Origin of the sequence: Amycolatopsis sp. TNS106, from assembly GCF_019330265.1 — a bacterium.
In the GTDB taxonomy this organism is placed as follows: Bacteria; Actinomycetota; Actinomycetes; order Mycobacteriales; family Pseudonocardiaceae; genus Amycolatopsis; species Amycolatopsis lurida.
This window is the reverse complement of record NZ_CP024972.1, coordinates 6,977,111-6,999,909: the sequence shown is the minus strand read 5'-3', so window position 1 is coordinate 6,999,909 and position 22,799 is coordinate 6,977,111. Positions and strand designations below refer to the sequence as shown.

Here is a 22,799-nt window from a genome sequence, read left to right as displayed (position 1 = left end):
GGGAAGCCTGCCAGCGGAAGGTCACTTTCCGGGCAGGACGATTTCCGCGTAGACGGCGTCGTGATCGCTGCCCGGCGTCTCCAGCACCTTGAAGTCCGCGATGGCCGTCCGTTTGTCCGCCAGCACGTGGTCGATCGGCACCGGCGGCACCAGCCCGTTCGTCCAGGTCCCCGCCAACGCCTTCCCCAGCTGATCGGCCGCGTCCACGTATCCCCTGGTCAGCAGCTCGCGGAAGAGCGCGTGGTCGAGGCTCGCGTTGAAGTCGCCCGCCAGGATCCGGATGTCGTGCTCGGCGTCGGCGTACGGCAGGTCCTTGGCCTCGCCGACCCACGCGTGCCGATCCCACATCGGCGCCGCCGGATGGACCGCGACGACCTCGATCCGGACGCCGTCCCCGAGGTCCACGCTCGCGCTGGGCTGCTTGTAGTCCGAATTGCCGCTCAGCTTCAGCGGTGTGAGGGGATACCTCGACACCAGCCCGGAGCCCGACGCCCACTCGGCCGGGTGCAGCACGTGGTAGGGCAGGACCTGGAACAGCCCGGCCCGTTCGAGCCCGGTGATCGCCTCGGGCGTCATCTCGGTCAGGCTCAGGACGTCGACCCGGTGCTCCTTCACGTAGCCGACGATCCGGTCCGGGTCCGCCTGCCCGCCGAGCATGTTCGACGCCAGCACGCGCACGTGTTTCCCGTCGAGCGCCTTCTGTTCGTTCGCGAACGCGCGGGGAAGGACCAGGGCCGCGATCGTGCAGGTCAGCACCAGCGCGACCACTCCGGTCCACCAGCGGCGGAGTCCCAGCGCGAGGACGCCGAGGATCAGCGTCGCGATCCCGGCGTACGGCGTGAGCGCGAGCGCCGCGATCGTGTACGTGTTGCCGTCGTAGCCCACCAGCCGCAACGCCGTCAGCACCGCGAACGGCACGACCGCCCCGATGAGCAGCCCGCTGACCAGCTTTCGCCCGGCGCCTCGGGGCACCACGCGTTCTTCGATCACCATGCCGTCGAGTATGCCGATCAAGAGCGTCTTGGCGGCCGTCTCCACAACACCTTCACAACCTCCTCACACCGCGTCTACCAGCGCTTATCAGGTCCTGTCAGCCGCTGCCAGCGCACTGTGCGCGGTCTGCCAGGCACCGGGTGCACCTTGGTCGGCGGGGCGAGATCCACAGGAGGAAACGATGACTCACGCGATCAGGGCCGAGGGCCTGGTCAAACACTATGGGGAGACGAAGGCGCTCGACGGGGTCGATCTGGAGGTCCCGGCGGGCAAGGTGGTCGGGGTGCTGGGGCCGAACGGCGCGGGGAAGACGACCGCCGTCCGGATCCTGGCCACCTTGATCCGGCCGGACCGCGGCCACGCGAGCGTCTTCGGGTACGACGTCGTGAAGAACCCGATGGCGGTCCGGAGCATGATCGGGCTGACCGGGCAGTACGCGTCGGTCGACGAGGACCTTTCCGGTACGGAGAACCTCGTCCTGCTCGGCAGGCTCCTGGAGTTCTCGCGAGCGGACGCGAAGAAGCGCGCGGCCGACCTGCTGGAGCGGTTCGAGCTGACCGGCGCCGCCGGCCGCGCGATCAAGACCTACTCGGGCGGGATGCGGCGGCGGCTCGACCTCGCCGCGAGCCTGGTCGGGCGTCCCAAGGTGCTGTACCTGGACGAGCCGACCACCGGGCTCGACCCGCACGCCCGCAACGAGGTCTGGGCCGTGGTCCGGACGCTGGTCGCCGACGGCACGACGGTGCTGCTCACCACCCAGTACCTGGAGGAGGCCGACCAGCTGGCCGACACGATCACCGTGTTCGACCACGGGCACGTCGTGGCGAACGGGCGCGCCGACGAGCTCAAGCGGCGGACCGGCGGCCAGACGCTGCAGGTCCGGCCGTCCGCGCTCGCCGACCTCGACGCCGTCGAGCGCATCCTGGCCGGGCTCACCGGCGTCCGGCCGAACCGGGACGACGACACCGGGCTGCTCACCGCGCCCGTCGCCGACCCGGTCCTGCTGTCCACTTTGGTCCGCAAGCTGGACGAGGCCGGGATCACCGCGGACGAGCTGGCGCTGCGGCTGCCCAGCCTCGACGAGGTGTTCCTCGCGCTGACCGGCAAGAAGACCGACGAGTCCACAAAGGACACCACTCCGGAAGGGAGCCTGGTATGACGACCATCGCGATGCCCGCGCCACCACGGCGCGTTTCCCCGTCGAGCAGCGTGCGGCACGGGCTTTCCCTTGCCTGGCGCGGTGTCCTGAAGATCCGCAAGAACCCGGAACAGCTGGCCGACGTCACCATCGCGCCGATCATCTTCCTGGTCATGTTCGTCTATCTGTTCGGCGGCGCGCTCGCCCCGAGCATCGACGACTACCTCCAGATGATCGTGCCCGGCATCATGGTGTTCAACATCCTGCAGGCCAGCATGACCGTCGGCGTTCAGCTGAACACCGACGTCACGAAGGGCGTGTTCGACCGGTTCCGCGCCATGCCGATCGCGCGGTCCGCACCGCTGATCGGCGCCGTACTGGCCGACATCGTGCGGTACCTGGTGTGCCTGGTCGTCCTGATGGTCGTCGCGACGATCATGGGCTACCGGATCCAGACCGGACCGGCCGAGTTCGCGCTGGCGATCGTGCTCGTCATCGCGTTCGCGCTCGCGTTCTGCTGGGCTTCGGTGTTCGTCGGGATGCTGGTGAAAAGCCCCGGCGCGGTGCAGGGCCTGATGTTCGTGGTGCTGATGCCGCTGACCTTCGGCAGCAACGTGTTCGTGGGGACGAGCACCATGCCGGGCTGGCTGAAGGCGTGGGCGGACATCAGCCCGGTGACGCAGATGTCCGACGTCCTGCGCGGGCTGATGAACGGCGGACCGGTCGCCGGGCCGCTGACCGGGGCGCTGATCTGGATGGCGGCCGCGGTCGCGGTCTTCTTCCCGCTCGCCACTTGGGCTTACCGGAAGCGCGTCTGACGGGGGTCAGGGGAACGCGCGTGAAGGCCCCCTTCCCTCGGCTGAGCCGAGGGAAGGGGGCCTTCACGCGCTCGCTTCCTGGCGGATCCAGGCGACCAGGTCCGGTCGCGACAGGCCGGCGTCCTGGACGAGGAGTTCTTCGTAACGCTGCTCGCCGAAATGCTCGCGAAGGTCGTCGATGAGCTGGCGGATGCCGGGTTCGCCGAGGTCCAGCCTGCCGCGCAGCAGCTTCGCCGCGCCGAGCAGCCGGACCGCCGTCTCCGGCTTTCCCTGCCGGAATCGGATCAGGCCGCAGACCTCGACGATCCGGCCCAGATCGGGCATGTCGCCGCGTTCCGCGGTGGACTTCACGACGATCGCGGCACCGCGCTCCGCCCCGTCCAGATCTCCGGCGGCCAGCGCGATCTCCGTGTCGATGTACCCACCGAACTCGTCGCCGAACATCCCCGGCATCGGCACCGTCGCCATGAGCTCACGGAACCGGGCGCCGACCGCGCGTGCCTCGTCGATCCGTCCGGCGCGGCTGAGCAGATCCGCCTTGCCCACCAGCACCATCACCGCGAGCTGGTCGTTGCCCGTGTCGATCGCGTAGCGCTCCGCGTCGCGCATCTCGCGCATCGCCGTCTCGAGGTCCCCGGCCCGCGCGTACTCCGTCGCGAGCCGCCAGCGCTGCTGGATCACGTCGTCCTGCGACCCCAGTTCGAGCGCGAGGGCCAGGCCTCGCCGGTACAGCGCGAGCGCGGCGTCGTGATCGCCCGACATCGAGATGTCGCTCGCCTTCATGCCCACGGCCATCGCGGTGCCCCAGCGGTCGCCCACGGCCGTGAACCCCTCGTAGGCCTTGTCCCTGGCCCGGTCCGCGCCGTCGAGGTCGCCGTCGTCGGCGAGGATGAAACTGTGCGCCCACGACCCCGCCGACCTGGCCCACGGGTCCGGGCTCGCCAGCGCCCGTTCCGCCTCCCGGTGCGCCAGTTCCTTGTTCTGGCTGAAGAAGGCCAGCATGGGCAGGCCGATCGCCAGCCCGGCGAACCGAGTGTGCGCGTTCGTCCGCACACAGTCGTCGACGAGCTCCCGCACGGCGTCGGGATCGCCGACGCCCGGCACGATGCCGGTGATCGCCCGCATCGCCCGGAACGCGGCCGCGAAGTCGTCGTCCAGGCGGTCCCCGAAGGTGAGCACTTCGTCGACGAAGGACTCGCCCCGGTCGCTGTCGCCCTTGACCAGCCAGTACCAGAAGGTGCTGCCGAACAGTCGCGACGCCATTTCCACGTCGTCGCCGTCGATGGCCTGCCGGAGCGCTGTCACGATGTTGCCGTGTTCCGCGTCGTAGCGTGAGATGGCGACGAGCTGCTCCGCCGTCCGCAGCATCGGCTCCAGCCGTTCGACGAGCTGGGCGTAATAGCGGTGGTAGGCCTTCGTCAGCGGTTCCCGCTCCCCGGCCTCGTCGAGACGTTCCGCCGCGTAGGCGCGGATGGTCTCCAGCATGCGGTACCGCGGCTCGCCGTGGTCTCCGGCGACGGCGTCCACAATGGACTTCTCGACGAGCGAGCCGAGCACGTACAGGACGTCTTCGGCGGGCAGGGCGTCACCGGCGCAGACGCTTTCGACCGCTTCCACCTCGGCACCGGCCCCGAAGACCGAGAGCCGCCTGGCGAGCACGCGTTCGGCGTCGTCGAGCAGGTCCCAGCTCCACTCGACGACGGCCCGCAGCGTGCGCTGCCTCGGCAACGCGGTCCGGCTGCCGGAGGTCAGCAGGCGGAACCGGTCGTCCAGGCGCTGCGAGATCTGCGCGACGGTCATCGACCGCAGCCGCGCGGCGGCCAGTTCCAGCGCCAGCGGCATCCCGTCCAGCCTGCGGCAGATCTGCGCGACGCCGTCCACAGTGGACTCGTCCAGCACGAAGTCCGGGCGGACGGCCACCGCCCGGTCGACGAACAGCCGGATCGCGCCGGCCTCGGCCGCCTGGGAAACGGTCGGGGTGCCTTCCGGGACGGACAGCGGCCCGAGCGGGCACAGCGTCTCGCCGTCGATGGCCAGCGCTTCACGGCTCGTCGCGAGGATGCGCAGAGCCGGCACGCGGCGCAGCAGGGTGTTCGCCAGCTCCGCGGCCGCGTCGACCAGATGCTCGCAGTTGTCCAGCAGCAGCACCGATTCACCGGCGCCGAGCGTCTCCACGGCCCTGGCCAGCGCGTCCACCGGGCGGCGCATCGGATCTCCGCCGTGCGAAAGACCGAGATCCCACAGCTCCAGCGCGGCGAAGACCGCGCCGGGCAGGTCGCCCGGGTCGCGCACGCCGGCGAGCGGCACGAACCAGACGCGACCGCGCGCGTGCGCCGGATGCCGCGTCGCGACCTCGGTGGCCAGCCGCGTCTTCCCGGCGCCGCCGGGCCCGACGAGCGTCACCAGCCGCGCCCCCGCGAGAAGTTCGGCGACCAGCTTCAGCTCGTCGTCGCGGCCGACGAAACTCGTCAGCCGGACCGGGAGATGATCGGCGACCGCGGGCGGCGGGCCGAGTTCACCGCGCAACGCGGCGAGATGGATCTCCCGGAGCTCGGCCGACGGGTCGACGCCGAGCTGATCGGCCAGCGCCGCCCGGACGTCCTCGTAGACGGCGAGGGCGTCGGACTGCCGGTCCGCCGCGCACAACGCCCGGATCCACAGCCCGGCGAGCCGTTCACGCAGCGGGTGCCGCGTGGCCGCCTCCTTGAGATCCGCGAGCACCCGGTCGTGCCCGCCCGACCGGATCTCCGCCTCGAAACGGTCTTCGGCGGCTTCCAGGCGCAGATCCTCCAGCCGGGTCGCCGGCGCCTGCGCGAAAGGGGCTTCGAGCACGTCGGACAGCGCCTGACCACGCCAGAGACCGAGAGCTTCGGTGAGAATGGCGGCCGCACCGGCGTCCCGTCCGGCCGCCAGTTCCGCGCGGCCCTCGGCCGCCAGCCGCTCGAAACGGAACACGTCGACGTCCTCGCGAACGAGGTCCAGGCGGTAACCACCAGGCCCGGAGCCGAGGGCGACGTCGTCGGCACGCAGGACCTTGCGCAACCGCGAGACCAGGGACTGCAGCGCGTTCGCCGCGTCGGCGGGCGGCTCCGCGCCCCAAAGACCGTCGATGAGGGCCGTCGCCGGGACGGCGCGGCCGGGCTCCAGCGCGAGCCTGGCCAAGAGCATGCGGAGGCGGGCACCGCCGATGTCGACCGGGGTGCCGTCACCGGCCTCCGCTCCGACCGGGCCCAGCAGCGTCACACGCACGACCCCCAGCTTTCCAGAAGCCACGAACGGATAGCCCGTCCAGGCTGTGTCTCTCAGAGCGTGCTCTCGGACTCCGGACCCCGTTCAGGCGACGGAAGTGGGGATTATCCGGGCACGAAGGATCTTTCCGGGCGGACGGCCCAGGTCACGGCGCTACGTTCGTGACCGAGTCACCGCCGATCGACTGGGAGCGTGAATGAGGTACCGGAGTACGGCCGTCATCGCCGCCGTTCTGGCCGCGAGTGTCCTCGGGGGCGGGACCGCCCTCGCCGGCACCGGGACACCCGGCGCCGACGGCGCGGGCGACAGCTACTACCCGCAGGACGGCAACGGCGGCTACGACGTCGCCGACTACAACCTGAAAATCGGCTACGCGCCCGCCACCAAACAGCTCACCGGCCTCCAGACGATCACCGGCCGGGCCACCCAGGCGCTGAGCTCGTTCAACCTCGACCTGCACGGGCTGACCGTCGACTCGGTCAAGGTCGGCGGGCGGAAGGCGACCTTCACCCGCACCGGTGACCACGAACTCGTGATCACCCCGGCGCGTCCGCTGCGGAACCACGAGCGGTTCACCGCCGAGATCGCCTATCACGGTGTCCCGCAGCCGATCGAGGATCCGGCGCTGGGCGAGAACGGCTGGCAGTACGCGAAATCCGGCGGCGCGTTCGTCGCGGGCGAGCCGAGGTCCGCGACCACCTGGTATCCGGTCAACGACACCCCGCGGGACAAGGCGACCTTCCATCTCGCCGTCACCGTCCCCTCGGAATGGGGCGTCATCTCGAACGGCCGCGAGCGCGGGAAGTTCGCTTCGGGGAAGGACACCACCTACGTCTGGGCCGAAGAGACCCCGGCCGTGCCGTACATGACGACGGTCGCGATCGACAAATGGGAGTTCGAGCGGACGAAACTGTCCGACGGCACCCCGGTCGTCAACGCCTACGCCCCCGGCACCCCCGCGTCGACCAAGCAGGCCGAGGCGCGGCTGCCGGAGATCACCGACTTCCTGGCGTCGAAGTTCGGGCGCTACCCGGTGGACGCGGCGGGCGGCATCTTCCTCGCCGAGCCGATCGGGTTCTCGCTGGAGACGCTGAGCAGGCCGATCTACTCGGGCGCGGCGGGCAACGTCCCGACGATCGTGCACGAGAACGCCCACCAGTGGTGGGGCGACTCGGTCGCCGTCGACAAATGGAAGGACGTCTGCCTCAACGAATGCTTCGCCTCGTACGCGGAATGGCTGTGGTCGGAGGCGAAGTCGGGCCAGGACCTCAAGGCGCGTTACCTGAACGCCGTGCAGAAGGCGACGGACCGCTTCTGGGCCGGGAAGCTGTACGACATGGGGCCCGGCAACGAGTTCACCTACGTGTACTCGAAGGGCCCGGTGGCGCTGCACGCGCTGAAGAACTACATCGGCGCGGCGGCGTTCGACCGCATTCTGAAGACGTGGCCCGCCCTCCACCGCGACGGCAACGCGAGCCTGCCGGAGTTCCAGAAGTTCGCCGAACGCGTCGCGCACAAGAACCTCCAGGGCTTCTTCGACGCGTGGTTCTACGGCAACACCAAACCGGCGCCCGAGTTCCTCTACCCGGGGGACCTCAAGCCGGCCGCCTGAAGCGCGTCACACGTTAGGGTGAGGGCATGACGTCAGTGCTCCTCACCGGTTTCGAACCGTTCGGCGGTGAGCGGGTGAACCCGTCGTGGCAGGCGGTTTCCCTGCTCACCGGCCGTCGGCACGACACCGTCGCCGTCGAACTGCCGTGCGTTTTCTCGCGTTCGCTGGTCACCCTGCGCGACGCGATCGACGAATACCGGCCGGAACTGGTGATCTGTGTCGGGCAGGCGGGCGGGCGTCCCGACGTCACCCCGGAGCGGGTCGCGATCAACCTGATCGACGCCCGGATCCCGGACAACGCGGGCTCGCAGCCCGTCGACGTCCCGGTGATCCCCGGCGGGCCCAACGCGTACTTCACCACGCTGCCGGTGAAGGCGTGTGTCACGGGGATCAAGGCCGCAGGGCTTCCGGCGTCCGTCTCGCACACCGCCGGGACCTACGTGTGCAACCAGGTCTTCTACGGGCTGATGCACTTGCTGGACAACGACTTCCCGGGCGTGCGCGGCGGTTTCGTGCACGTGCCGTACACGCCCGAGCAGGCCGCGCGGACGACCTCGCCGAGCCTGGCCGTGCACCGCGCGGCCGAGGCGCTGGAGATCATCGTGGAGACCGCGCTTTCGGTGACCGAGGATCTCTCGACCCCGGCGGGCACCCTGCACTGATCAAGGCTTGAGCTGCGCCGTGAAGAACTCGACCATCTCCGCGGTCGTCCGTGCGGAGCCGTCGCTGCGGGTCGAGACGAGCATCGCGCTCAACGGCGCGTCTTCGGTGCCGAAGAGCACGATGCCGCTTCGCGTGCCCACCCCCGCCAAGTAGCGCCCCCGGAGCCCGTCGGCCGCCCAAGTGCCCTCTACGGGCTTGCCCCTGGTCATGCGCTGCCGGACGCCGTCCTCCAGGCCGGTCATCGCGACACCCTGGTAGTAGTTGATCGCGTTCGACCCCTTGCCGTCCTTGAAGACGCAGGTGACCGCCGAAGCCGCGCCCACCGTGGCGGCCGCGTCCGGTGCGTCCCGGCAATCGTCCCGCTGCGGGATGACGGCAGCGATCCGGCGGAGACAGTCCGTGAACCCCTGCGCGTCCTTCGCTCCCGGCTGAGCGCAGCCGCCCGGTTTCGCCGGCGCCGGTCCGGCGACCGGCTCGTCTCCGCCGCCGCTGAGCAGGACGATCGTCGTCACGATCGCCGCGAGAGCGAGCACGACGACGCCGTAGGCCGTGGGCTTCTGCCAGTTCCGGCCCGGCGGTGGCGGTGGCGGTGTCCAACGCGGTGGTTGCGGGCGGCGCGGCGGCTGTTGTTGCACCGGTTGTTGGGCCGGCTGTTGGTGCACCGGCGGCGCGACCGGCGCGAAGGCGGGCACCGTCAGCTGGGAATCCTCGCCACCGGCCGGCACGTGGAGCAGCCCGAACGCGACCGCCGTCTCCGGCTGGTCCTGCGTCGTCGGCGCGATCCTGAGCTGATTCGCCAGCAGGCTCGCCAGCAACGGCATCCGGCTCGGCCCGCCGACGAGGTAGACGCCGCCGAGGCGGTCCGGGGACAGCCCGGCACGGCGGATCGTGGTGGCCAGAAGCTCGGCACTGCGCAGGAAACTCGGCCGGACGAGCGCCTCGAGCTCCATCCGCGTCACCCGCACGTCGCCGAACGGCTCCGGCATCGGGATCTCGGTCTGCTGGTGGCGGGACAGGCTTTCCTTGGCGTCACGGACGTCCTGCAGCAACGACCGGCGCGTCCGGCGGTCGCTGACCGACTGCGGGCGCAGGATCCGTTGCCAGCGCGCGGGTTCGGAATGCGAAACCTCGCGGCCGATGTGCACCAGGAGTGCCTGGTCGATGTCGAGACTGCCGAGATCGGGCAGGCCGTCCTCGGCCAGCACGGCGAACCCCTGCGCGCTGACACCGACCACCGCGCAGTCGAAGGTGCCCGCCCCGAGGTCGTACACCGCGATCGGGCCGGGCGGCCGGTGACCGTTGCCGAGGGAGGCGTAATGCGCGGCGGCGGCGACCGGCTCGGGAATGAGCGTCGCCGTACCGAAACCGGCCTTGAGCGCGGCGTCGCGGAGGATCTGCTTGCGATCGGGGCCCCAGCCCGCGGGATGCGAGATGCGCACCTGGGCGGGCGGACGCTGCAGGAGCAGCTCGGCCTCTTCGCCGACCCGGCGCAGGACCGCGGCGAAGGCGTCGGCGATCGGAAGCGAGACGTCACCGAGCTGGAGGGCGCCCTCGTCGATGCGCCGCTTCGGATTCGCCTCGAACCGGCTCGGATCCAGCCGGGCCCGGCGCTCGGCGTCACGGCCGACGAAGACCGTGCCGTCCTTGTCGGCGTAGATCGCGGACGACATCGTCACCGACCCGTCGATCTCGACGACCTGCGTCCCCCTGCCGTGGATCGAAAGCACCCCCACCGTGCTGGAGGTACCGAAATCGATCGCCAGAACGTCCACCTGACCCCCTCCCGGACCCGAACGCATCGTCTCACGCCCCCGATCACGCGAGTTCCGCGCCCAATCACGCGAGTTACGTCCCCAGCCACGCGAGTTACGCCCCCGATCACACGAGTTCGCCGTGCAATCACGCGTGCCGTCCGTCTGAGCACGCGAGTCGTCCGTCCAGTCACGCGAGTTCGCCATCCACGCACACTGGCTCCCTGTGCGGAAACGGCGCCCTCGCGTGGTCAGGGCCGGAACTCGCGTGATCGGGGACGTAACTCGCGTGATCGAACGCGTAACTCGCGTGATTGAACGCGTAACTCGCGTGATCGGAAGGCGAACTCGCGTGATCAGACGGACGACTCGCGTGATTGGACGGACGACACGGTGCCCGGACGCGAAAGTGCCCGCCGCGGGCGAACCGCGACGGGCACTTTCGGAACCGAGAGGGACTTACTCGCCCTCGGCTTCACCGTTCTCTTCGGTCGAGCCGGCGCCGATGCTGACCGGCGGGGCGTCCGGGACCGACGAGGGCCGGGCTTCGCCGCGGAAGACGAAGTGCGCCTTGTCGTCCTTCTCGCCCTCTTCGTCGTTCCAGCCTTCGACGTCGACCAGGATGATCTGGCCGGGCTGGACCTCGCCGAACAGGATCTTCTCCGACAGCTGGTCCTCGATCTCGCGCTGGATCGTGCGACGCAGCGGCCGCGCGCCCAGCACCGGGTCGAAGCCGCGCTTGGCGAGCAGCGACTTGGCCTTGGGCGTGAGCTCGAGCTCCATGTCCTTGGCCTTGAGCTGCGTCTCGACCCGGGCGATCATCAGATCGACCATCTGGATGATCTGGTCCTTGGTCAGCTGGTGGAAGACGATGATGTCGTCGATCCGGTTCAGGAACTCGGGCCGGAAATGCTTCTTCATTTCCTCGTTGACCTTTTGCTTCATCTTCTCGTACCGGTTGGCGGTGTCGCCGCCGGACGAGAACCCGAGCGAGACGGACTTGGAGATGTCCGAGGTACCCAGGTTCGAGGTGAAGATGAGCACGGTGTTCTTGAAGTCGACCGTACGACCCTGGCCGTCGGTGAGACGGCCGTCTTCGAGGACCTGCAGGAGCGTGTTGTAGATCTCCTGGTGGGCCTTCTCGATCTCGTCGAACAGCACCACCGAGAACGGCTTGCGCCGCACCTTCTCGGTCAGCTGGCCGCCCTCTTCGTAGCCGACGTAGCCCGGAGGGGCACCGAAGAGCCGCGAAGCGGTGTAGCGGTCGTGGAACTCGCCCATGTCGATCTGGATGAGCGCGTCGTCCTCGCCGAACAGGAACGCCGCGAGCGCCTTGGACAGCTCGGTCTTACCGACACCGGACGGGCCGGCGAAGATGAACGAGCCGGAGGGGCGCTTCGGATCCTTCAGGCCGGCCCGGGTACGGCGGATCGCCTGGGAGACGGCCTTGACCGCGTCCTCCTGGCCGATGATCCGCTTGTGCAGCTCGTCCTCCATGCGGAGCAGACGCGTGGTCTCCTCCTCGGTGAGCTTGAACACCGGGATACCGGTCCAGTTGGCGAGGACCTCGGCGATCTGCTCCTCGTCGACCTCGGCGACGACGTCGAGGTCGCCGTCCTTCCACTGCTTCTCCCGCTCGCCCTTCTGGCCGAGGAGGGTCTTCTCCTCGTCGCGGAGGCGGGCGGCGCGCTCGAAGTCCTGCGCGTCTATCGCGGACTCCTTGTCCCTGCGCACGTCGGCGATCTTCTCGTCGAACTCGCGCAGGTCCGGCGGCGCGGTCATGCGGCGGATGCGCATCCGGGCGCCGGCCTCGTCGATCAGGTCGATCGCCTTGTCCGGGAGGAAGCGGTCGTTGATGTAGCGGTCCGCGAGGGTCGCCGCCTGCACCAGCGCGCCGTCGGTGATCGAGACGCGGTGGTGCGCCTCGTACCGGTCACGGAGACCCTTGAGGATCTCGATCGTGTGCTCGAGCGACGGCTCGCCGACCTGGATTGGCTGGAAGCGGCGCTCCAGCGCAGCGTCCTTCTCGATGTACTTGCGGTACTCCTCGAGCGTGGTCGCGCCGATCGTCTGCAGCTCACCACGGGCCAGCATCGGCTTCAGGATCGACGCGGCGTCGATCGCGCCCTCGGCGGCACCCGCGCCGACGAGCGTGTGCAGCTCGTCGATGAACAGGATGATGTCGCCGCGGGTCTTGATCTCCTTGAGCACCTTCTTGAGGCGCTCTTCGAAGTCACCGCGGTACCGGGAACCGGCGACCAGGGAGCCGAGGTCGAGGGTGTAGAGCTGCTTGTCCTTCAGCGTCTCGGGCACCTCGCCCTTGACGATGTTCTGCGCGAGCCCTTCGACGACGGCGGTCTTGCCGACGCCGGGCTCGCCGATCAGGACCGGGTTGTTCTTGGTGCGCCGCGACAGCACCTGCATGACCCGCTCGATCTCTTTGCCCCGGCCGATGACCGGGTCGAGCTTGCCTTCGCGGGCCTGCACGGTCAGGTTGCGGCCGAACTGGTCGAGCACCAGCGACGACGACGGGGTGCCTTCACCGCGTCCGGAGCCGGTCTCGGTCGACTCCTTGCCACCCTGGTAGCCCGACAGCAGCTGCAGGACCTGCTGACGCACCCGGTTGAGGTCCGCGCCGAGCTTGACGAGCACCTGTGCGGCGACGCCCTCACCCTCGCGGATCAGCCCGAGCAGGATGTGCTCGGTGCCGATGTAGTTGTGGCCGAGCTGCAGCGCTTCGCGCAGGGACAGCTCAAGCACCTTCTTGGCCCGCGGGGTGAAGGGGATGTGCCCGCTCGGGGCCTGCTGCCCCTGGCCGATGATCTCCTCGACCTGCTGGCGGACGCCCTCCAGCGCGATGCCCAGCGATTCCAGCGCCTTGGCGGCGACACCTTCACCCTCGTGGATCAGACCCAGGAGGATGTGCTCGGTGCCGATGTAGTTGTGGTTGAGCATCCTGGCCTCTTCTTGGGCCAGGACGACCACCCGCCTCGCGCGGTCGGTGAACCTCTCAAACATGTGCACTCCCTCGACTGCTGCGACGGCGGCCCGTTTCCATCGTGCTTTCACCGCGATGGATTCAGCACCGTGAGACCACTCTAGTAGCCATGCGGTCGCGCTGGCGTACCACTACGGCTGATTGCGGCCCGTTCGCGCCCGGTCCGTTCTCCGGCCGTGCGCTCTTTCATCTTCCGGTTGCCCTGCACCTTTACGTCAAGCCCAACGTGCGAACGCGCGCTCGGATTCCGCCGGACGAGGGTTGTCCGCTGAGCGCGAACACGGGTCTGCCCAGTGGTTGGACACCCGTCCGGAGTAGTCACGGATCGTATGTAAGGTAAGGCGTACCTAATGACGGGAGGTCGGCGTGTCGCATCCTCGGACGCTCGCGTCACCCGAAGGCGGACTCGGGGCCTCCCTCTCCAGGATGCCCGAGGACGCGCGGCTCCGCTCCGACGTCCCGGCGGACGAGCCGGGCTGGGTCCGCTGCGGCGACCTGCTCGGTGAACCGGCCCGGCTCGTGCGGTGGCGGGAGCGGCTCACCGGCTGGCTGGCCGAGACGTATCCGGAGGCGCCCGTGATCCCCGAGCGGACTCCGGCGAGCTGGATCCTGTCCTGGTACCTGCACGTCCCGGCCCTCGCCGGCGCGATGCTGCTCCATCACGCACGCCGGGTCCCGTCACTGGCGCCGTCCGCGCTGGCGTTCCGGATCGGCGCCGACCGGCCCCATCCCGACTCCGTCGCCGTCCTCGACCCGGATCTCCGCGGTTTCCACTGCCTGCCGACCGATCCGGGCTCGGCCCATCCGCGAGCCTTCGTGGTCCCGGACGAGCGGGCGCTGGCGACGGTGCTGCGGGGCAGGTTCGTCGCCCACGCGAGCCGGTTCATCGACGTCTACGGGCCGCTGACGAGGCTCGGGCGACGGCAGTTGTGGGCGGCCGCCACGGACGCGCTCGACAACGCGCTGTGGTCGGCGGGGCGGCTGGGCGGGACGCCGGAATCCGAGGGCGCCGGCGTGGCGGACGCCGCCTTGGTCCTCGAAGCCCGGTTCCCGCCGCTGACATCGCCGTCGAAGCTGACACTGGCCACGGGAGCCGACGGCCGCCGCGAATGGACGAGAAACCGCGAAGGCTGCTGCTTCAACTATCTGCTTCCCGCGGAATCGGAATGCGGAGGTTGCCCGAGAGTGCGCTAAGGCGTCCAGCCGGGATCACGTCCCGAGGCGCCCAAAGCGCGCTCGAACGGCGTCGCGTCGTCCGCGACGGCCACCTCTTCGCCGTACACCTTCATCGCGCGCGCCTGATCACCGATCTCCAGCGCGATGGCGTACACGGCGTCGGCGACTTCGGGGAGAACGGCGAACTCGGCGCCGGTCGCCCTCGCGAGGTCCCAGCCGTGGAAGACGAACTCGTCCAGCACCATGTACCCCGCCATCGACGCGGGCATCGGGTTGCCGCCGAAGGTCGTCTGCCCCTGCCACGCCTCCGGCGCCCCGAAGACGTCCACGAGCCGCGCGGTCTGCTTTTCGATGTCGGCGAGCCATTCGCCGCCGACGAGATCCGCCTCGGTCTCGCCGGTGGACACCTCGGGCGGCGCCGTCTTGCGCCCGGCGGCTTCGAGCCACGGGCCCCAGTAGAGAAGGTGGTTCAGCAACGCGCGGACGTCGTATTCGGCGCACGGGGTACGGGCGGAGAGGTCGGACGCGCCGATCCCGCGCAGGATTGCGGCGAATTCCGCGGCGGCGGGGGCGATCAGGGCAGTGTGTTCGGACATGAGGGCATCAGTTCACGGGAACCGGCGCGCTGTCTTGAAGAAACGCGACAAGGTTAGGTTGATCCGGTGAGCGGGCACCGGATCCCGGCGGGGATCGTCAACGCGCGGCAGGCGAAGTTCAGCCTCGTCCGGCATCGCCCCGCGCCGGAACTGCGCCCGTTCGTCGAGCACCACTGGGTGCTGCGCTGGAACCTGAGCGGCCGTCCGCCCCAGGAACAGGTGGTTCTGCCCAATCTCGCGGTGAACGTCACGTTCTTCCGCGACGCGGCGGGCGCGTTCGGCCCGGGGAAACGACCTTTCCGGTACACCGTCGCGGGCATGGACCACGGTATCGGCGTGCGTTTCCGGCCGGGAGCTTTCCGGGCATTCCTCACCGGTCCGGTCTCGATGATCTCCGATGGTTCCGTTCCGCTCACCGATCTCTTCCCCGGCGCCGGACCGGTGACGGAATCGGTACGGAATGCGACGACCGACTCCGAAATGGTCCGCCGGTGCGAGGAACTGCTCCTCGCGAAAGATCCCGTGCTCACCGCCGCGGCCAGGACGGCCGTCGACGCGGTCGAAACAATCGCGGCCGATCCGGCCATTACCAGAGTCGGTGAGCTGTCAAGCCGGACGGGCCTGTCTCACCGGAGCCTGCAACGCCTGTTCGCCGAACATGTCGGCGCCGCCCCCAAATGGGCGATTCAGGTATACCGCTTGAACGAAGCGGCGGCACGGATCGCTACCGAGGAACGGCCGGACTACGCGGAACTGGCGTTCACGCTGGGCTATAGCGACCAAGCGCACTTCATCCGGGATTTCCGCACCGTGACCGGATGGGCGCCCGCCGAGTACGCCCGCTTGAACCGTGTACAAGAACAAGAAAGCCGCCGGGAACGGATTCCCGGCGGCCGTCAGGTCTGAAAGACCTCAGTTCTTCTTGTGGTAGGCCTCCACGACCTCGGACGGGATACGTCCGCGGTCGGAAACCTGGAAGCCGTTCTTGCGGGCCCAGGCACGAATGGCCTGGTTCTGCTCGCGGTCCACGGTCGCGGGACGGGCGGCGGCCTTCACGCCGGCGACCGGACGAATGGCGGTGCGCTTACGGCCACCCGCGCGACGGGCGTGCTCCACATACTGGGCCAGCGCGTCACGAAGCTCTTCCGCGTTTTCCGCGGAAAGGTCGATCTGGTAGCTCACACCGTCCAAACCGAACTCGACGGTCTCTTCCGCCTCAGTGCCGTCGAGGTCGTCGACGAGCGAGACGAGCACCTTCTGTGCCATCTGTTTCCTCCTGCTGGGGGCTTACACGAATGATCTGGTACGGGGCATGCCCCGGACAGAAGACTTTGTCTAGCGACATTAATACCCGCTACCGAGACATAACGCAAATCTTGTTTACGAGAACGATCGAGGTATCTGTCACGCGGACGGGTTATTCGGGTCGGACGAGCGGGAACAGGATGGTCTCCCGGATACCAAGGCCGGTCAGGGCCATCAGCAACCGGTCGATCCCCATTCCGACACCACCGCTCGGCGGCATTCCGTACTCCAGCGCACGGAGGAAATCCTCATCCAGGTTCATGGCCTCACTATCACCCTGCGCACCCAGCCGAGCCTGTTCCACCAGCCGCTGACGCTCCACGACGGGATCGACCAGCTCGGAGTATCCGGTGGCCAGTTCGAATCCGCGCACGTACAGATCCCACTTCTCGGCGACCCCCGGCTTGCTGCGATGTTGCCTGGTCAGCGGGGATGTCTCGACCGGAAAATCACGGACAAAAGTAGGTTCGTGGAGATGATCGCCGACGAGATGTTCCCAAAGTTCTTCGACGAGTTTGCCGTGGCCTAACTTTGGGTCGAGCTCCAGCTGTCGTGCTTCGGCATAGGAACGCAGCTTGTCCGCCGATGTCTCGGGAGTGACCTCTTCCGACAACGCCTCGGACAACGACTCGTACATTCCGAGTGTGGTCCACTCGCCGGACAGGTCGTACTCCGAACCGTCGGCGAGAGTGACCACCTGAGTACCGAGAACGTTCTGCGCCGCCTCCTGGATGAGCTGGCGCGTCATCACCGCGTTGGAGTCATAGGTCGCATACGCTTCGTAGTACTCGAGCATGGCGAACTCGGGCGAGTGCGACGAGTCGCTGCCCTCGTTCCGGAAGTTCCGGTTGATCTCGAAGACCTTCTCGATACCGCCGACCACACAACGCTTGAGGTACAGCTCCGGCGCGATCCTCAAGTAGAGGTCGAGGTCGAAGGCATTCGAATGCGTGACGAATGGCCTGGCCGCCGCGCCGCCGTGCAGCGTTTGCAGCATCGGGGTCTCGACCTCGAGGAATCCGCGGCCGTGAAACGAGTCACGCAGGGAACGCAGGACACCGGCGCGGGTGCGGACCACGTCCCGCGCCTTGGGACGCACGATCAGATCGACATAACGCTGCCGGATCCGCGTTTCCTCGGCGAGATCTTTGTGTGCCACGGGCAACGGGCGCAATGCTTTCGACGTGATCCGCCACGAGTCGGCCATCACGGAAAGCTCACCGCGCTTGGAGGTGATGACCTCGCCGGAGACGAATACGTGATCACCGAGATCGACATCGGACTTCCACGCCGCGAGCGCGTCCTCGCCCACCTTCGCGAGGCTGAGCATCGCCTGCAACTCGGTGCCGTCGCCTTCACGGAGACTCGCGAAACACAGTTTGCCGGTATTGCGCATGAACATGACCCGGCCGGTGACACCCACGATCTCGCCGGTGGCGGTGTCCGAGGGAAGACCGGAATGCTTCTCGCGCACTTCGGCCAGCGAGTGCGTCCGGGGCACCTCGACCGGATACGGATCGATACCCTCCGCGATTATCCGGTCGCGCTTGTCCCGGCGCACCCGCATCTGTTCCGGCAGGTCTTCGTCGGGGCTCACGCCCTCGGATGCGGGGATTTCAGTCATGGCGCACAGCGTACGAACCCGCCGGTTCCCTACGCCAACCGGATTACCTTTTCCGGGTCCGGACCGGCCGGTTTTCTCTCCATTAACCTGGATCCCGTGAACTCATCCACACCCGGCATCGAACCCGAACTGCACGCACGCCGCGCCGCCTCGTTCGGCGCGAAGGCCGCCGCCTATGCCGAGCATCGGCCGGATTATCCGGAAAAGGCACTGGCCTGGGGGCTGGACGGCGCCCGGAACGCGCCGGAACGGGTGCTGGACCTCGCGGCCGGGACCGGCAAGGTCAGCGAAGGGCTGCTCGCGCTGGGAGTCGAGGTCACCGCGGTGGAGCCGGACGACCAGATGCTCGCGGAACTGAAGAAGGCACTCCCCTCCGTGACCCCGCTCATCGGCACGGCCGAGGAGATCCCGCTGCCCGACGGTTCCGTGGACGCCGTGGTCGTCGGCCAGGCCGTGCACTGGTTCGACCTCGACCGGGCGTATCCGGAGATGGCCAGGGTGCTGAAGCCGGGAGGCGTCGTGGCCGCGCTGTGGAACCACGACGACGAGTCGGTGGAGTGGCTGGCCGAGTTGAACGACCTGATCAAGTCGTCGATGAGCCGTCGCTGGCTGAGCGACTACGAATCGCTGCCGGAACACGAAGCCTTCGAGCCGTTCGAGAAGAAGACGTTCGGCCACAAACAGCCGAGGACTGCGGAGAGCCTGGTGGCGACTCTCGCCACCCATTCGCACATGCTGGTGGCCCCGGCGGAGGAGCGCGAAGCCAAACTTCGCACGGCGCGGGAATTCCTCGACCGGAATCCGGAAACCGCCTCGGGGGAATTCGACCTGCCGATCACCACCACCGTCTTCCGGGCGGGTAAGCGATGACCGACTGGAAGGCGACGTTCACCGCGACGTTCGGCGCTCCCGCGTCGGCGGTGTCCGCGCGGATCTGGGCCGAAGTGTACGGCGACGAGTACCCCGCCGAGCTGGACACCTACAGCTTCGTGACCCGGACGGACCTGCGCCGCATCGCGGCCGAAGCGCGGCTCGAACCGGGCGGGCGGCTGGCCGACATCGGCTGCGGGCGCGGCGGGCCCGGGCTGTGGGTCGCCGCGCGGACCTACGCGACGCTCACCGGCGTCGACATCGCGGAGACGGCGCTGGCGTCGGCGCGGCGACGCGCGGAACTGATGGACGTCGAAGCGACCGAGTTCCTGGTCGGCGATTTCCAGGACACCGGCCTGGACGACGCGTCGTTCGAAGCGGTGATGAGCGTCGACGCGCTGCTGTTCGCACCCGACAAGCGGCGTGCCTGCGCGGAGTTCGCGCGGATCCTCGTGCCTGGCGGACGGCTGCTCGTCACGACCTGGGATTTCGACGGGCAGCCGGTGAACCGGCCGCCCCAGGTGGCCGACCACCGGCCGCTGCTGGAAGCGGCGGGATTCGACGTCCTCTCCTACGAGGAGACGCCGGACTGGCGAGCGCGGCAGCGGCGGACGATGGAGCTTTCACTCGCGCAGGTGGCGGAACTCGCGGCGGAATCGGGGCAGGATCCGGCTCAGCTTCGGGCGAGCCTCGAACAGACGCTGCGGAACCAGGACCTCATGACGCGTCGCGTGCTGATGGTCGCTTCCCGTCGCAATTAGTCCTCTGGATGCGGTCCTTGCGTGTGCAACTACCGCATTCAGAGGACTAAACGCGGTGGTTCCGGTCGTAGACCAGCCGCAGGCCCAGCAACGTCAGATCCGGGACGTGCTCGGTGATCGTCTCGGACTCCTCCAGCACCAGGGGCGCGAGACCGCCCGTCGCGATCACCGCGACCGGCTCCGCCCCGGCGGGCGAGAGCTCGCGCTTGATCCGCTTCACCAGGCCGTCGACCTGGCCGGCGAAACCGTAGAGGATGCCGGATTGCAGGCATTCCACGGTGTTCTTCCCGATCACCGACCGCGGTGGCACCAGCTCCACCTTGCGCAGCGCCGCGGCCCGCGCGGCCAGCGCGTCGACCGAGATCTCGATGCCGGGCGCGAAGGCACCGCCGAGGAACTCGCCCTTGGCGGAGATGGCGTCCACATTGGTCGAAGTCCCGAAATCCACCACCACACAGGCGGTGGAGGGATGCAGATGGTGCGCGGCGAGGGTGTTCACCAGCCTGTCCGCGCCCACCTCCTTGGGGTTGTCGACCAGGAGCGGCACGCCGGTGCGCACCCCCGGCTCGACGACGATCTTCGGCACTTTGGCGTAATACCGCGAAAGCATGACGCGCAGCTCCCGCAGCACGGCGGGAACCGTGGACAACGCGCTGATCCCGGTGACCGCGTCCGCGTGCGAACCGAGGAGCCCGCGCATGGTCAGCGCGAGTTCGTCGGCGGTCATACGCGCGTCGGTGCGCATGCGCCAGTCGCTGATCAGCTCCGAGGTACTCTTTCCCGCCGAGGAGCCATCGGCACGAGCGTTTCCGGAGTACAGCCCGAGAACGATATTGGTGTTGCCGACGTCGACCGTGAGCAGCAAGGGCTCAGCTTTCGGCGTGCAGCAGCGCGTCGAGACGGCGGGCGTCGGCGGTTTCGGCGACCGGGAAGGTCATCGTGTCGTCGTCGGCCAGCGTCACGGTGCCGCTCAGCAGACCGGAACCCTCCGGCGCGTGCCCGGGGTTGGCGCCCTTCTCGACGATCCGGTTGTCCGCGTCGACGAAGACGACCCGCGGCCGGAACGAGGCCGCCTCGGCGTTCTCCATCTGCGCGTACGAAATCAGGATCACCAGGTCGCCGGGGTGCACCAGATGCGCCGCGGCGCCGTTGATGCCGAGCACCCCGCTGCCGCGTTCACCCGCGATCACGTACGTTTCGAGCCGTGCGCCGTTGGTGACGTCCACAATGGACACCTGTTCGCCCGGCAGCAGATCCGCCGCGTCCATCAGGTCCTCGTCGACGGTCACCGAGCCGACGTAGTGGAGGTCGGCCTGGGTGACCGTCGCCCGGTGGATCTTCGATTTCAGCATCGTGCGGTACATCGTGGACTCTCCCTATTCCCCTGCGTCCAGCGCGTGTTCCGGATGGTCGGCGGCGGCGCCGAGCACCACCGGGACGTTGTCGATCAGCCGGGTACTCCCCACCCTGGCCGCGATCAGCAACCGCGCCTCACCGTCCACGGGCGCGGGCCCGAGGTCGGTTCCCCTCAATTCCAGATAATCGACCTCGACCGCGGGACGCGCGGCGAGGGTCTGCCTGGCGGTCGCCAGCACGGCTTCCGCGCCGTCGCGTCCGACGAAGGCACCCGCGGTGAGTGCCGCCGACAACACGATCGCGTCCTCGCGCTGTTCCGGAGTCAGGTAGACGTTGCGCGAGGACAACGCCAGCCCGTCGCGTTCCCGGACCGTCGGCACCCCGATGACGCGGGTGTCGAAGTTCAGGTCACGCACCATCTTCTTGATCAACACGAGCTGCTGGTAGTCCTTCTCCCCGAAGAAGGCGTAGTCCGGCCGCACGATGTTGAACAGTTTCGCCACCACGGTCAGCACGCCGGCGAAATGCCCCGGCCGAACCGCGCCTTCCAGCTCGTCGCCGAGCGCCCCGGGATGCACCGTGACGGTGGCCCCCTCGGGATACAGATCCGACGCCTTGGGCAGGAAGCCCAGCTCGACGCCGTCCTCCTTGAGCACCTCGAGGTCCTTGTCCAGCGGACGCGGGTACGCCTCGAAGTCCTCGCCCTCCCCGAACTGCAGGGGGTTCACGAAGATCGACGTCGCGACCACCGTGTTGGGCAGCCGCTTCGCCCGGCGGATCAGCTCGCGGTGACCCGCGTGCAGGGCGCCCATCGTGGGCACGAGCGCGACCTTGCGGCCGACGCCGTGCAGGGCACGCGTCACCTGGCTGACCTGCTCGGGCGGCTGGAAGGTGTGCAGCGTGCCTCGGGCGAATTTCGGTGTGGTCACTGGTTTTGCTGCCCTTCGGCGGGATCTGCGGGATCACTCAGGAGTTCGGTGAGCTCGGCGGCGGCCGAAGCGTCCAGGAGCCCGGCGGCGTCGCCGCGAGCCAGCGTGCGCTTGGCCAGCGCGCGGTAGCTCGGGGCGATGTCGGGGCCACGTTCGGCCAACACCGCGAGATGCTTACGCACGGTGCCGAGATCACCACGGGCCACCGGCCCGGTCAGCGCCCGGTCCCCGTGTCGCAGAACATTATCCAACGCCGCCGACAACAACGGAGCCACCAGGCGTTCGGGCTGGGCGATTCCCGCCTCCCGCAACAGTTCCGCGCAGTCGGCGACCAGGGTCATCAGGTGGTTCGCGCCGTGGGCCAGTGCCGCGTGATAGAGCGCTCGCGCCTCGTCAGGGACCCGGACGGGCTCCGCGCCCATCTCCACGGTCAGCGCCTCGCCGACGTTCCACGCCGCTTCGTCACCCTCTGTCGCCGTGACGCCGATGCTGCAGGTGGCCAGCCTGTCGAGGTCTTCGGCGCGGCCGGTGAAGGTCATCACCGGGTGCAGGGCCAGCGGCAGGGCCCCGGCCTCGGCGGCGGGCGCGAGGACGTCGATACCGTGCGCGCCGGAGGTGTGCACGACGATCTGCCCCGGCCGGAGGGATCCGGTGGCGACGAAACCGTGCACCATCCCGGCGAGCGCGTCGTCCGGCAGGGCCAGGAGGACCAGGTCGGCGCGGCGGGCGACCTCGTCGGGCGGCAGGAGGGGCACGTCGGGGAGCAGTTGCTCCGCCCGGCGCACCGAAGCGTTGGAAAGGCCCGAAGCGGCGACGACCGTGTGCCCGGCCCTGGTGAGCGCGGCGCCGACGACACTGCCGACGCGCCCCGCGGAAACGACGCCGACGGCCAGGCGAGCGGGCCTCATCATGGCGTGCGCCAGTGGACGCTCATGGTCGAAAACTCCTCAACTCGTTCCA

The 22,799-nt window shown here is 68.9% G+C and carries 19 protein-coding genes; 8 read left to right on the top strand and 11 right to left on the bottom strand.

Annotated elements, in window-relative coordinates:
- Window positions 1-21 precede the first annotated feature (21 nt).
- Entirely contained in the window at window positions 22-1,038 is a 1,017-nt protein-coding gene (locus tag CVV72_RS32230; RefSeq protein WP_219147644.1) for an endonuclease/exonuclease/phosphatase family protein, read from the bottom strand.
- Window positions 1,039-1,174: 136 nt separating this feature from the next.
- Here CVV72_RS32230 and CVV72_RS32225 point away from each other — a divergent pair, with 136 nt between their 5' ends.
- Both CVV72_RS32225 and CVV72_RS32220 read left to right on the top strand, forming a co-directional pair.
- Entirely contained in the window at window positions 1,175-2,152 is a 978-nt protein-coding gene (locus CVV72_RS32225; RefSeq protein WP_219147642.1) for an ATP-binding cassette domain-containing protein, read from the top strand.
- Window positions 2,149-2,949, top strand: a complete 801-nt coding sequence (locus tag CVV72_RS32220) for an ABC transporter permease (RefSeq protein ID WP_219147640.1) — start codon at window positions 2,149-2,151, stop codon at window positions 2,947-2,949. Before CVV72_RS32225 ends, CVV72_RS32220 begins: the two co-directional genes overlap by 4 nt.
- A gap of 63 nt (window positions 2,950-3,012) precedes the next feature.
- Here CVV72_RS32220 and CVV72_RS32215 read toward each other — a convergent pair whose 3' ends face one another.
- On the bottom strand, window positions 3,013-6,198 hold the full coding sequence (locus CVV72_RS32215) for a BTAD domain-containing putative transcriptional regulator (protein WP_219147639.1): 3,186 nt from the start codon (window positions 6,196-6,198) through the stop codon (window positions 3,013-3,015).
- Window positions 6,199-6,394: 196 nt separating this feature from the next.
- Between CVV72_RS32215 and CVV72_RS32210 the strand changes: the two genes are divergently transcribed.
- Window positions 6,395-7,810, top strand: coding sequence for a M1 family metallopeptidase (locus CVV72_RS32210; protein WP_219147638.1), 1,416 nt, complete (start codon window positions 6,395-6,397; stop codon window positions 7,808-7,810).
- A 26-nt stretch (window positions 7,811-7,836) separates the two neighbouring features.
- Window positions 7,837-8,472, top strand: a complete 636-nt coding sequence (pcp, locus tag CVV72_RS32205; RefSeq protein WP_219147637.1) for a pyroglutamyl-peptidase I — start codon at window positions 7,837-7,839, stop codon at window positions 8,470-8,472.
- Here pcp and CVV72_RS32200 read toward each other — a convergent pair whose 3' ends face one another.
- The gene (locus CVV72_RS32200; protein ID WP_219147636.1) at window positions 8,473-10,245 is read right to left on the bottom strand and encodes an Hsp70 family protein; all 1,773 of its coding nucleotides are present in this window, start codon (window positions 10,243-10,245) and stop codon (window positions 8,473-8,475) included.
- Window positions 10,246-10,683: 438 nt separating this feature from the next.
- A complete protein-coding gene (locus CVV72_RS32195) occupies window positions 10,684-13,242 on the bottom strand; it encodes an ATP-dependent Clp protease ATP-binding subunit (RefSeq protein WP_219147635.1) in 2,559 nt (852 codons plus the stop codon).
- A 346-nt stretch (window positions 13,243-13,588) separates the two neighbouring features.
- On the opposite strand from CVV72_RS32195, the gene CVV72_RS32190 reads away from it, so the two are divergent.
- A complete protein-coding gene (locus tag CVV72_RS32190; RefSeq protein WP_255632324.1) occupies window positions 13,589-14,416 on the top strand; it encodes a (2Fe-2S)-binding protein in 828 nt (275 codons plus the stop codon).
- On the opposite strand, the gene CVV72_RS32185 is transcribed toward CVV72_RS32190, so the two are convergent.
- A complete protein-coding gene (locus CVV72_RS32185; protein ID WP_219147633.1) occupies window positions 14,413-14,994 on the bottom strand; it encodes a TIGR03086 family metal-binding protein in 582 nt (193 codons plus the stop codon). The two genes, CVV72_RS32190 and CVV72_RS32185, sit on opposite strands and share 4 nt — an antisense overlap.
- A 66-nt stretch (window positions 14,995-15,060) precedes the next feature.
- Here CVV72_RS32185 and CVV72_RS32180 point away from each other — a divergent pair, with 66 nt between their 5' ends.
- Window positions 15,061-15,900: an AraC family transcriptional regulator gene (locus CVV72_RS32180; RefSeq protein ID WP_219147631.1), complete on the top strand. Its 840-nt coding sequence runs from the start codon at window positions 15,061-15,063 to the stop codon at window positions 15,898-15,900.
- Between the two features lie 6 nt (window positions 15,901-15,906).
- On the opposite strand, the gene CVV72_RS32175 is transcribed toward CVV72_RS32180, so the two are convergent.
- The gene (locus tag CVV72_RS32175) at window positions 15,907-16,260 is read right to left on the bottom strand and encodes an Lsr2 family protein (RefSeq protein WP_005165380.1); all 354 of its coding nucleotides are present in this window, start codon (window positions 16,258-16,260) and stop codon (window positions 15,907-15,909) included.
- A 151-nt stretch (window positions 16,261-16,411) separates the two neighbouring features.
- Window positions 16,412-17,923: a lysine--tRNA ligase gene (gene lysS, locus CVV72_RS32170; protein ID WP_219147628.1), complete on the bottom strand. Its 1,512-nt coding sequence runs from the start codon at window positions 17,921-17,923 to the stop codon at window positions 16,412-16,414.
- Window positions 17,924-18,019: 96 nt separating this feature from the next.
- Between lysS and CVV72_RS32165 the strand changes: the two genes are divergently transcribed.
- Window positions 18,020-18,793: a class I SAM-dependent methyltransferase gene (locus CVV72_RS32165; RefSeq protein WP_219147625.1), complete on the top strand. Its 774-nt coding sequence runs from the start codon at window positions 18,020-18,022 to the stop codon at window positions 18,791-18,793.
- Window positions 18,790-19,554, top strand: a complete 765-nt coding sequence (locus tag CVV72_RS32160; protein WP_219147623.1) for a class I SAM-dependent methyltransferase — start codon at window positions 18,790-18,792, stop codon at window positions 19,552-19,554. Before CVV72_RS32165 ends, CVV72_RS32160 begins: the two co-directional genes overlap by 4 nt.
- A gap of 46 nt (window positions 19,555-19,600) precedes the next feature.
- On the opposite strand, the gene CVV72_RS32155 is transcribed toward CVV72_RS32160, so the two are convergent.
- Genes CVV72_RS32155 through CVV72_RS32140 form a run of 4 tightly spaced genes read right to left on the bottom strand, consistent with a single transcriptional unit; the run spans window position 19,601 to window position 22,750 of the window.
- Window positions 19,601-20,419: a type III pantothenate kinase gene (locus CVV72_RS32155; RefSeq protein ID WP_219147621.1), complete on the bottom strand. Its 819-nt coding sequence runs from the start codon at window positions 20,417-20,419 to the stop codon at window positions 19,601-19,603.
- 4 nt (window positions 20,420-20,423) lie between these two features.
- A complete protein-coding gene (gene panD / locus CVV72_RS32150; RefSeq protein WP_125683507.1) occupies window positions 20,424-20,918 on the bottom strand; it encodes an aspartate 1-decarboxylase in 495 nt (164 codons plus the stop codon).
- A 12-nt stretch (window positions 20,919-20,930) separates the two neighbouring features.
- Window positions 20,931-21,839 carry a pantoate--beta-alanine ligase gene (gene panC, locus CVV72_RS32145; protein ID WP_219147620.1) on the bottom strand — a complete coding sequence of 303 codons (909 nt, stop codon included), beginning with the start codon at window positions 21,837-21,839 and terminating at the stop codon, window positions 20,931-20,933.
- Window positions 21,836-22,750: a Rossmann-like and DUF2520 domain-containing protein gene (locus CVV72_RS32140; protein WP_219147618.1), complete on the bottom strand. Its 915-nt coding sequence runs from the start codon at window positions 22,748-22,750 to the stop codon at window positions 21,836-21,838. The genes panC and CVV72_RS32140 overlap by 4 nt, the downstream gene beginning before the upstream one ends.
- Between the last annotated feature and the right edge of the window lie 49 nt (window positions 22,751-22,799).

Bases quoted from the DNA above. Each gene is read 5' to 3' on its own strand.
- CVV72_RS32185 (WP_219147633.1), bottom strand. From the start codon at position 14,994: ATGTCCGAACACACTGCCCTGATCGCCCCCGCCGCCGCGGAATTCGCC.
- CVV72_RS32140 (WP_219147618.1), bottom strand. From the start codon at position 22,750: ATGATGAGGCCCGCTCGCCTGGCCGTCGGCGTCGTTTCCGCGGGGCGC.
- lysS (WP_219147628.1), bottom strand. From the start codon at position 17,923: ATGACTGAAATCCCCGCATCCGAGGGCGTGAGCCCCGACGAAGACCTG.
- CVV72_RS32175 (WP_005165380.1), bottom strand. From the start codon at position 16,260: ATGGCACAGAAGGTGCTCGTCTCGCTCGTCGACGACCTCGACGGCACT.
- CVV72_RS32225 (WP_219147642.1), top strand. From the start codon at position 1,175: ATGACTCACGCGATCAGGGCCGAGGGCCTGGTCAAACACTATGGGGAG.
- CVV72_RS32210 (WP_219147638.1), top strand. From the start codon at position 6,395: ATGAGGTACCGGAGTACGGCCGTCATCGCCGCCGTTCTGGCCGCGAGT.
- pcp (WP_219147637.1), top strand. From the start codon at position 7,837: ATGACGTCAGTGCTCCTCACCGGTTTCGAACCGTTCGGCGGTGAGCGG.
- CVV72_RS32220 (WP_219147640.1), top strand. From the start codon at position 2,149: ATGACGACCATCGCGATGCCCGCGCCACCACGGCGCGTTTCCCCGTCG.
- CVV72_RS32195 (WP_219147635.1), bottom strand. From the start codon at position 13,242: ATGTTTGAGAGGTTCACCGACCGCGCGAGGCGGGTGGTCGTCCTGGCC.
- panD (WP_125683507.1), bottom strand. From the start codon at position 20,918: ATGTACCGCACGATGCTGAAATCGAAGATCCACCGGGCGACGGTCACC.
- CVV72_RS32160 (WP_219147623.1), top strand. From the start codon at position 18,790: ATGACCGACTGGAAGGCGACGTTCACCGCGACGTTCGGCGCTCCCGCG.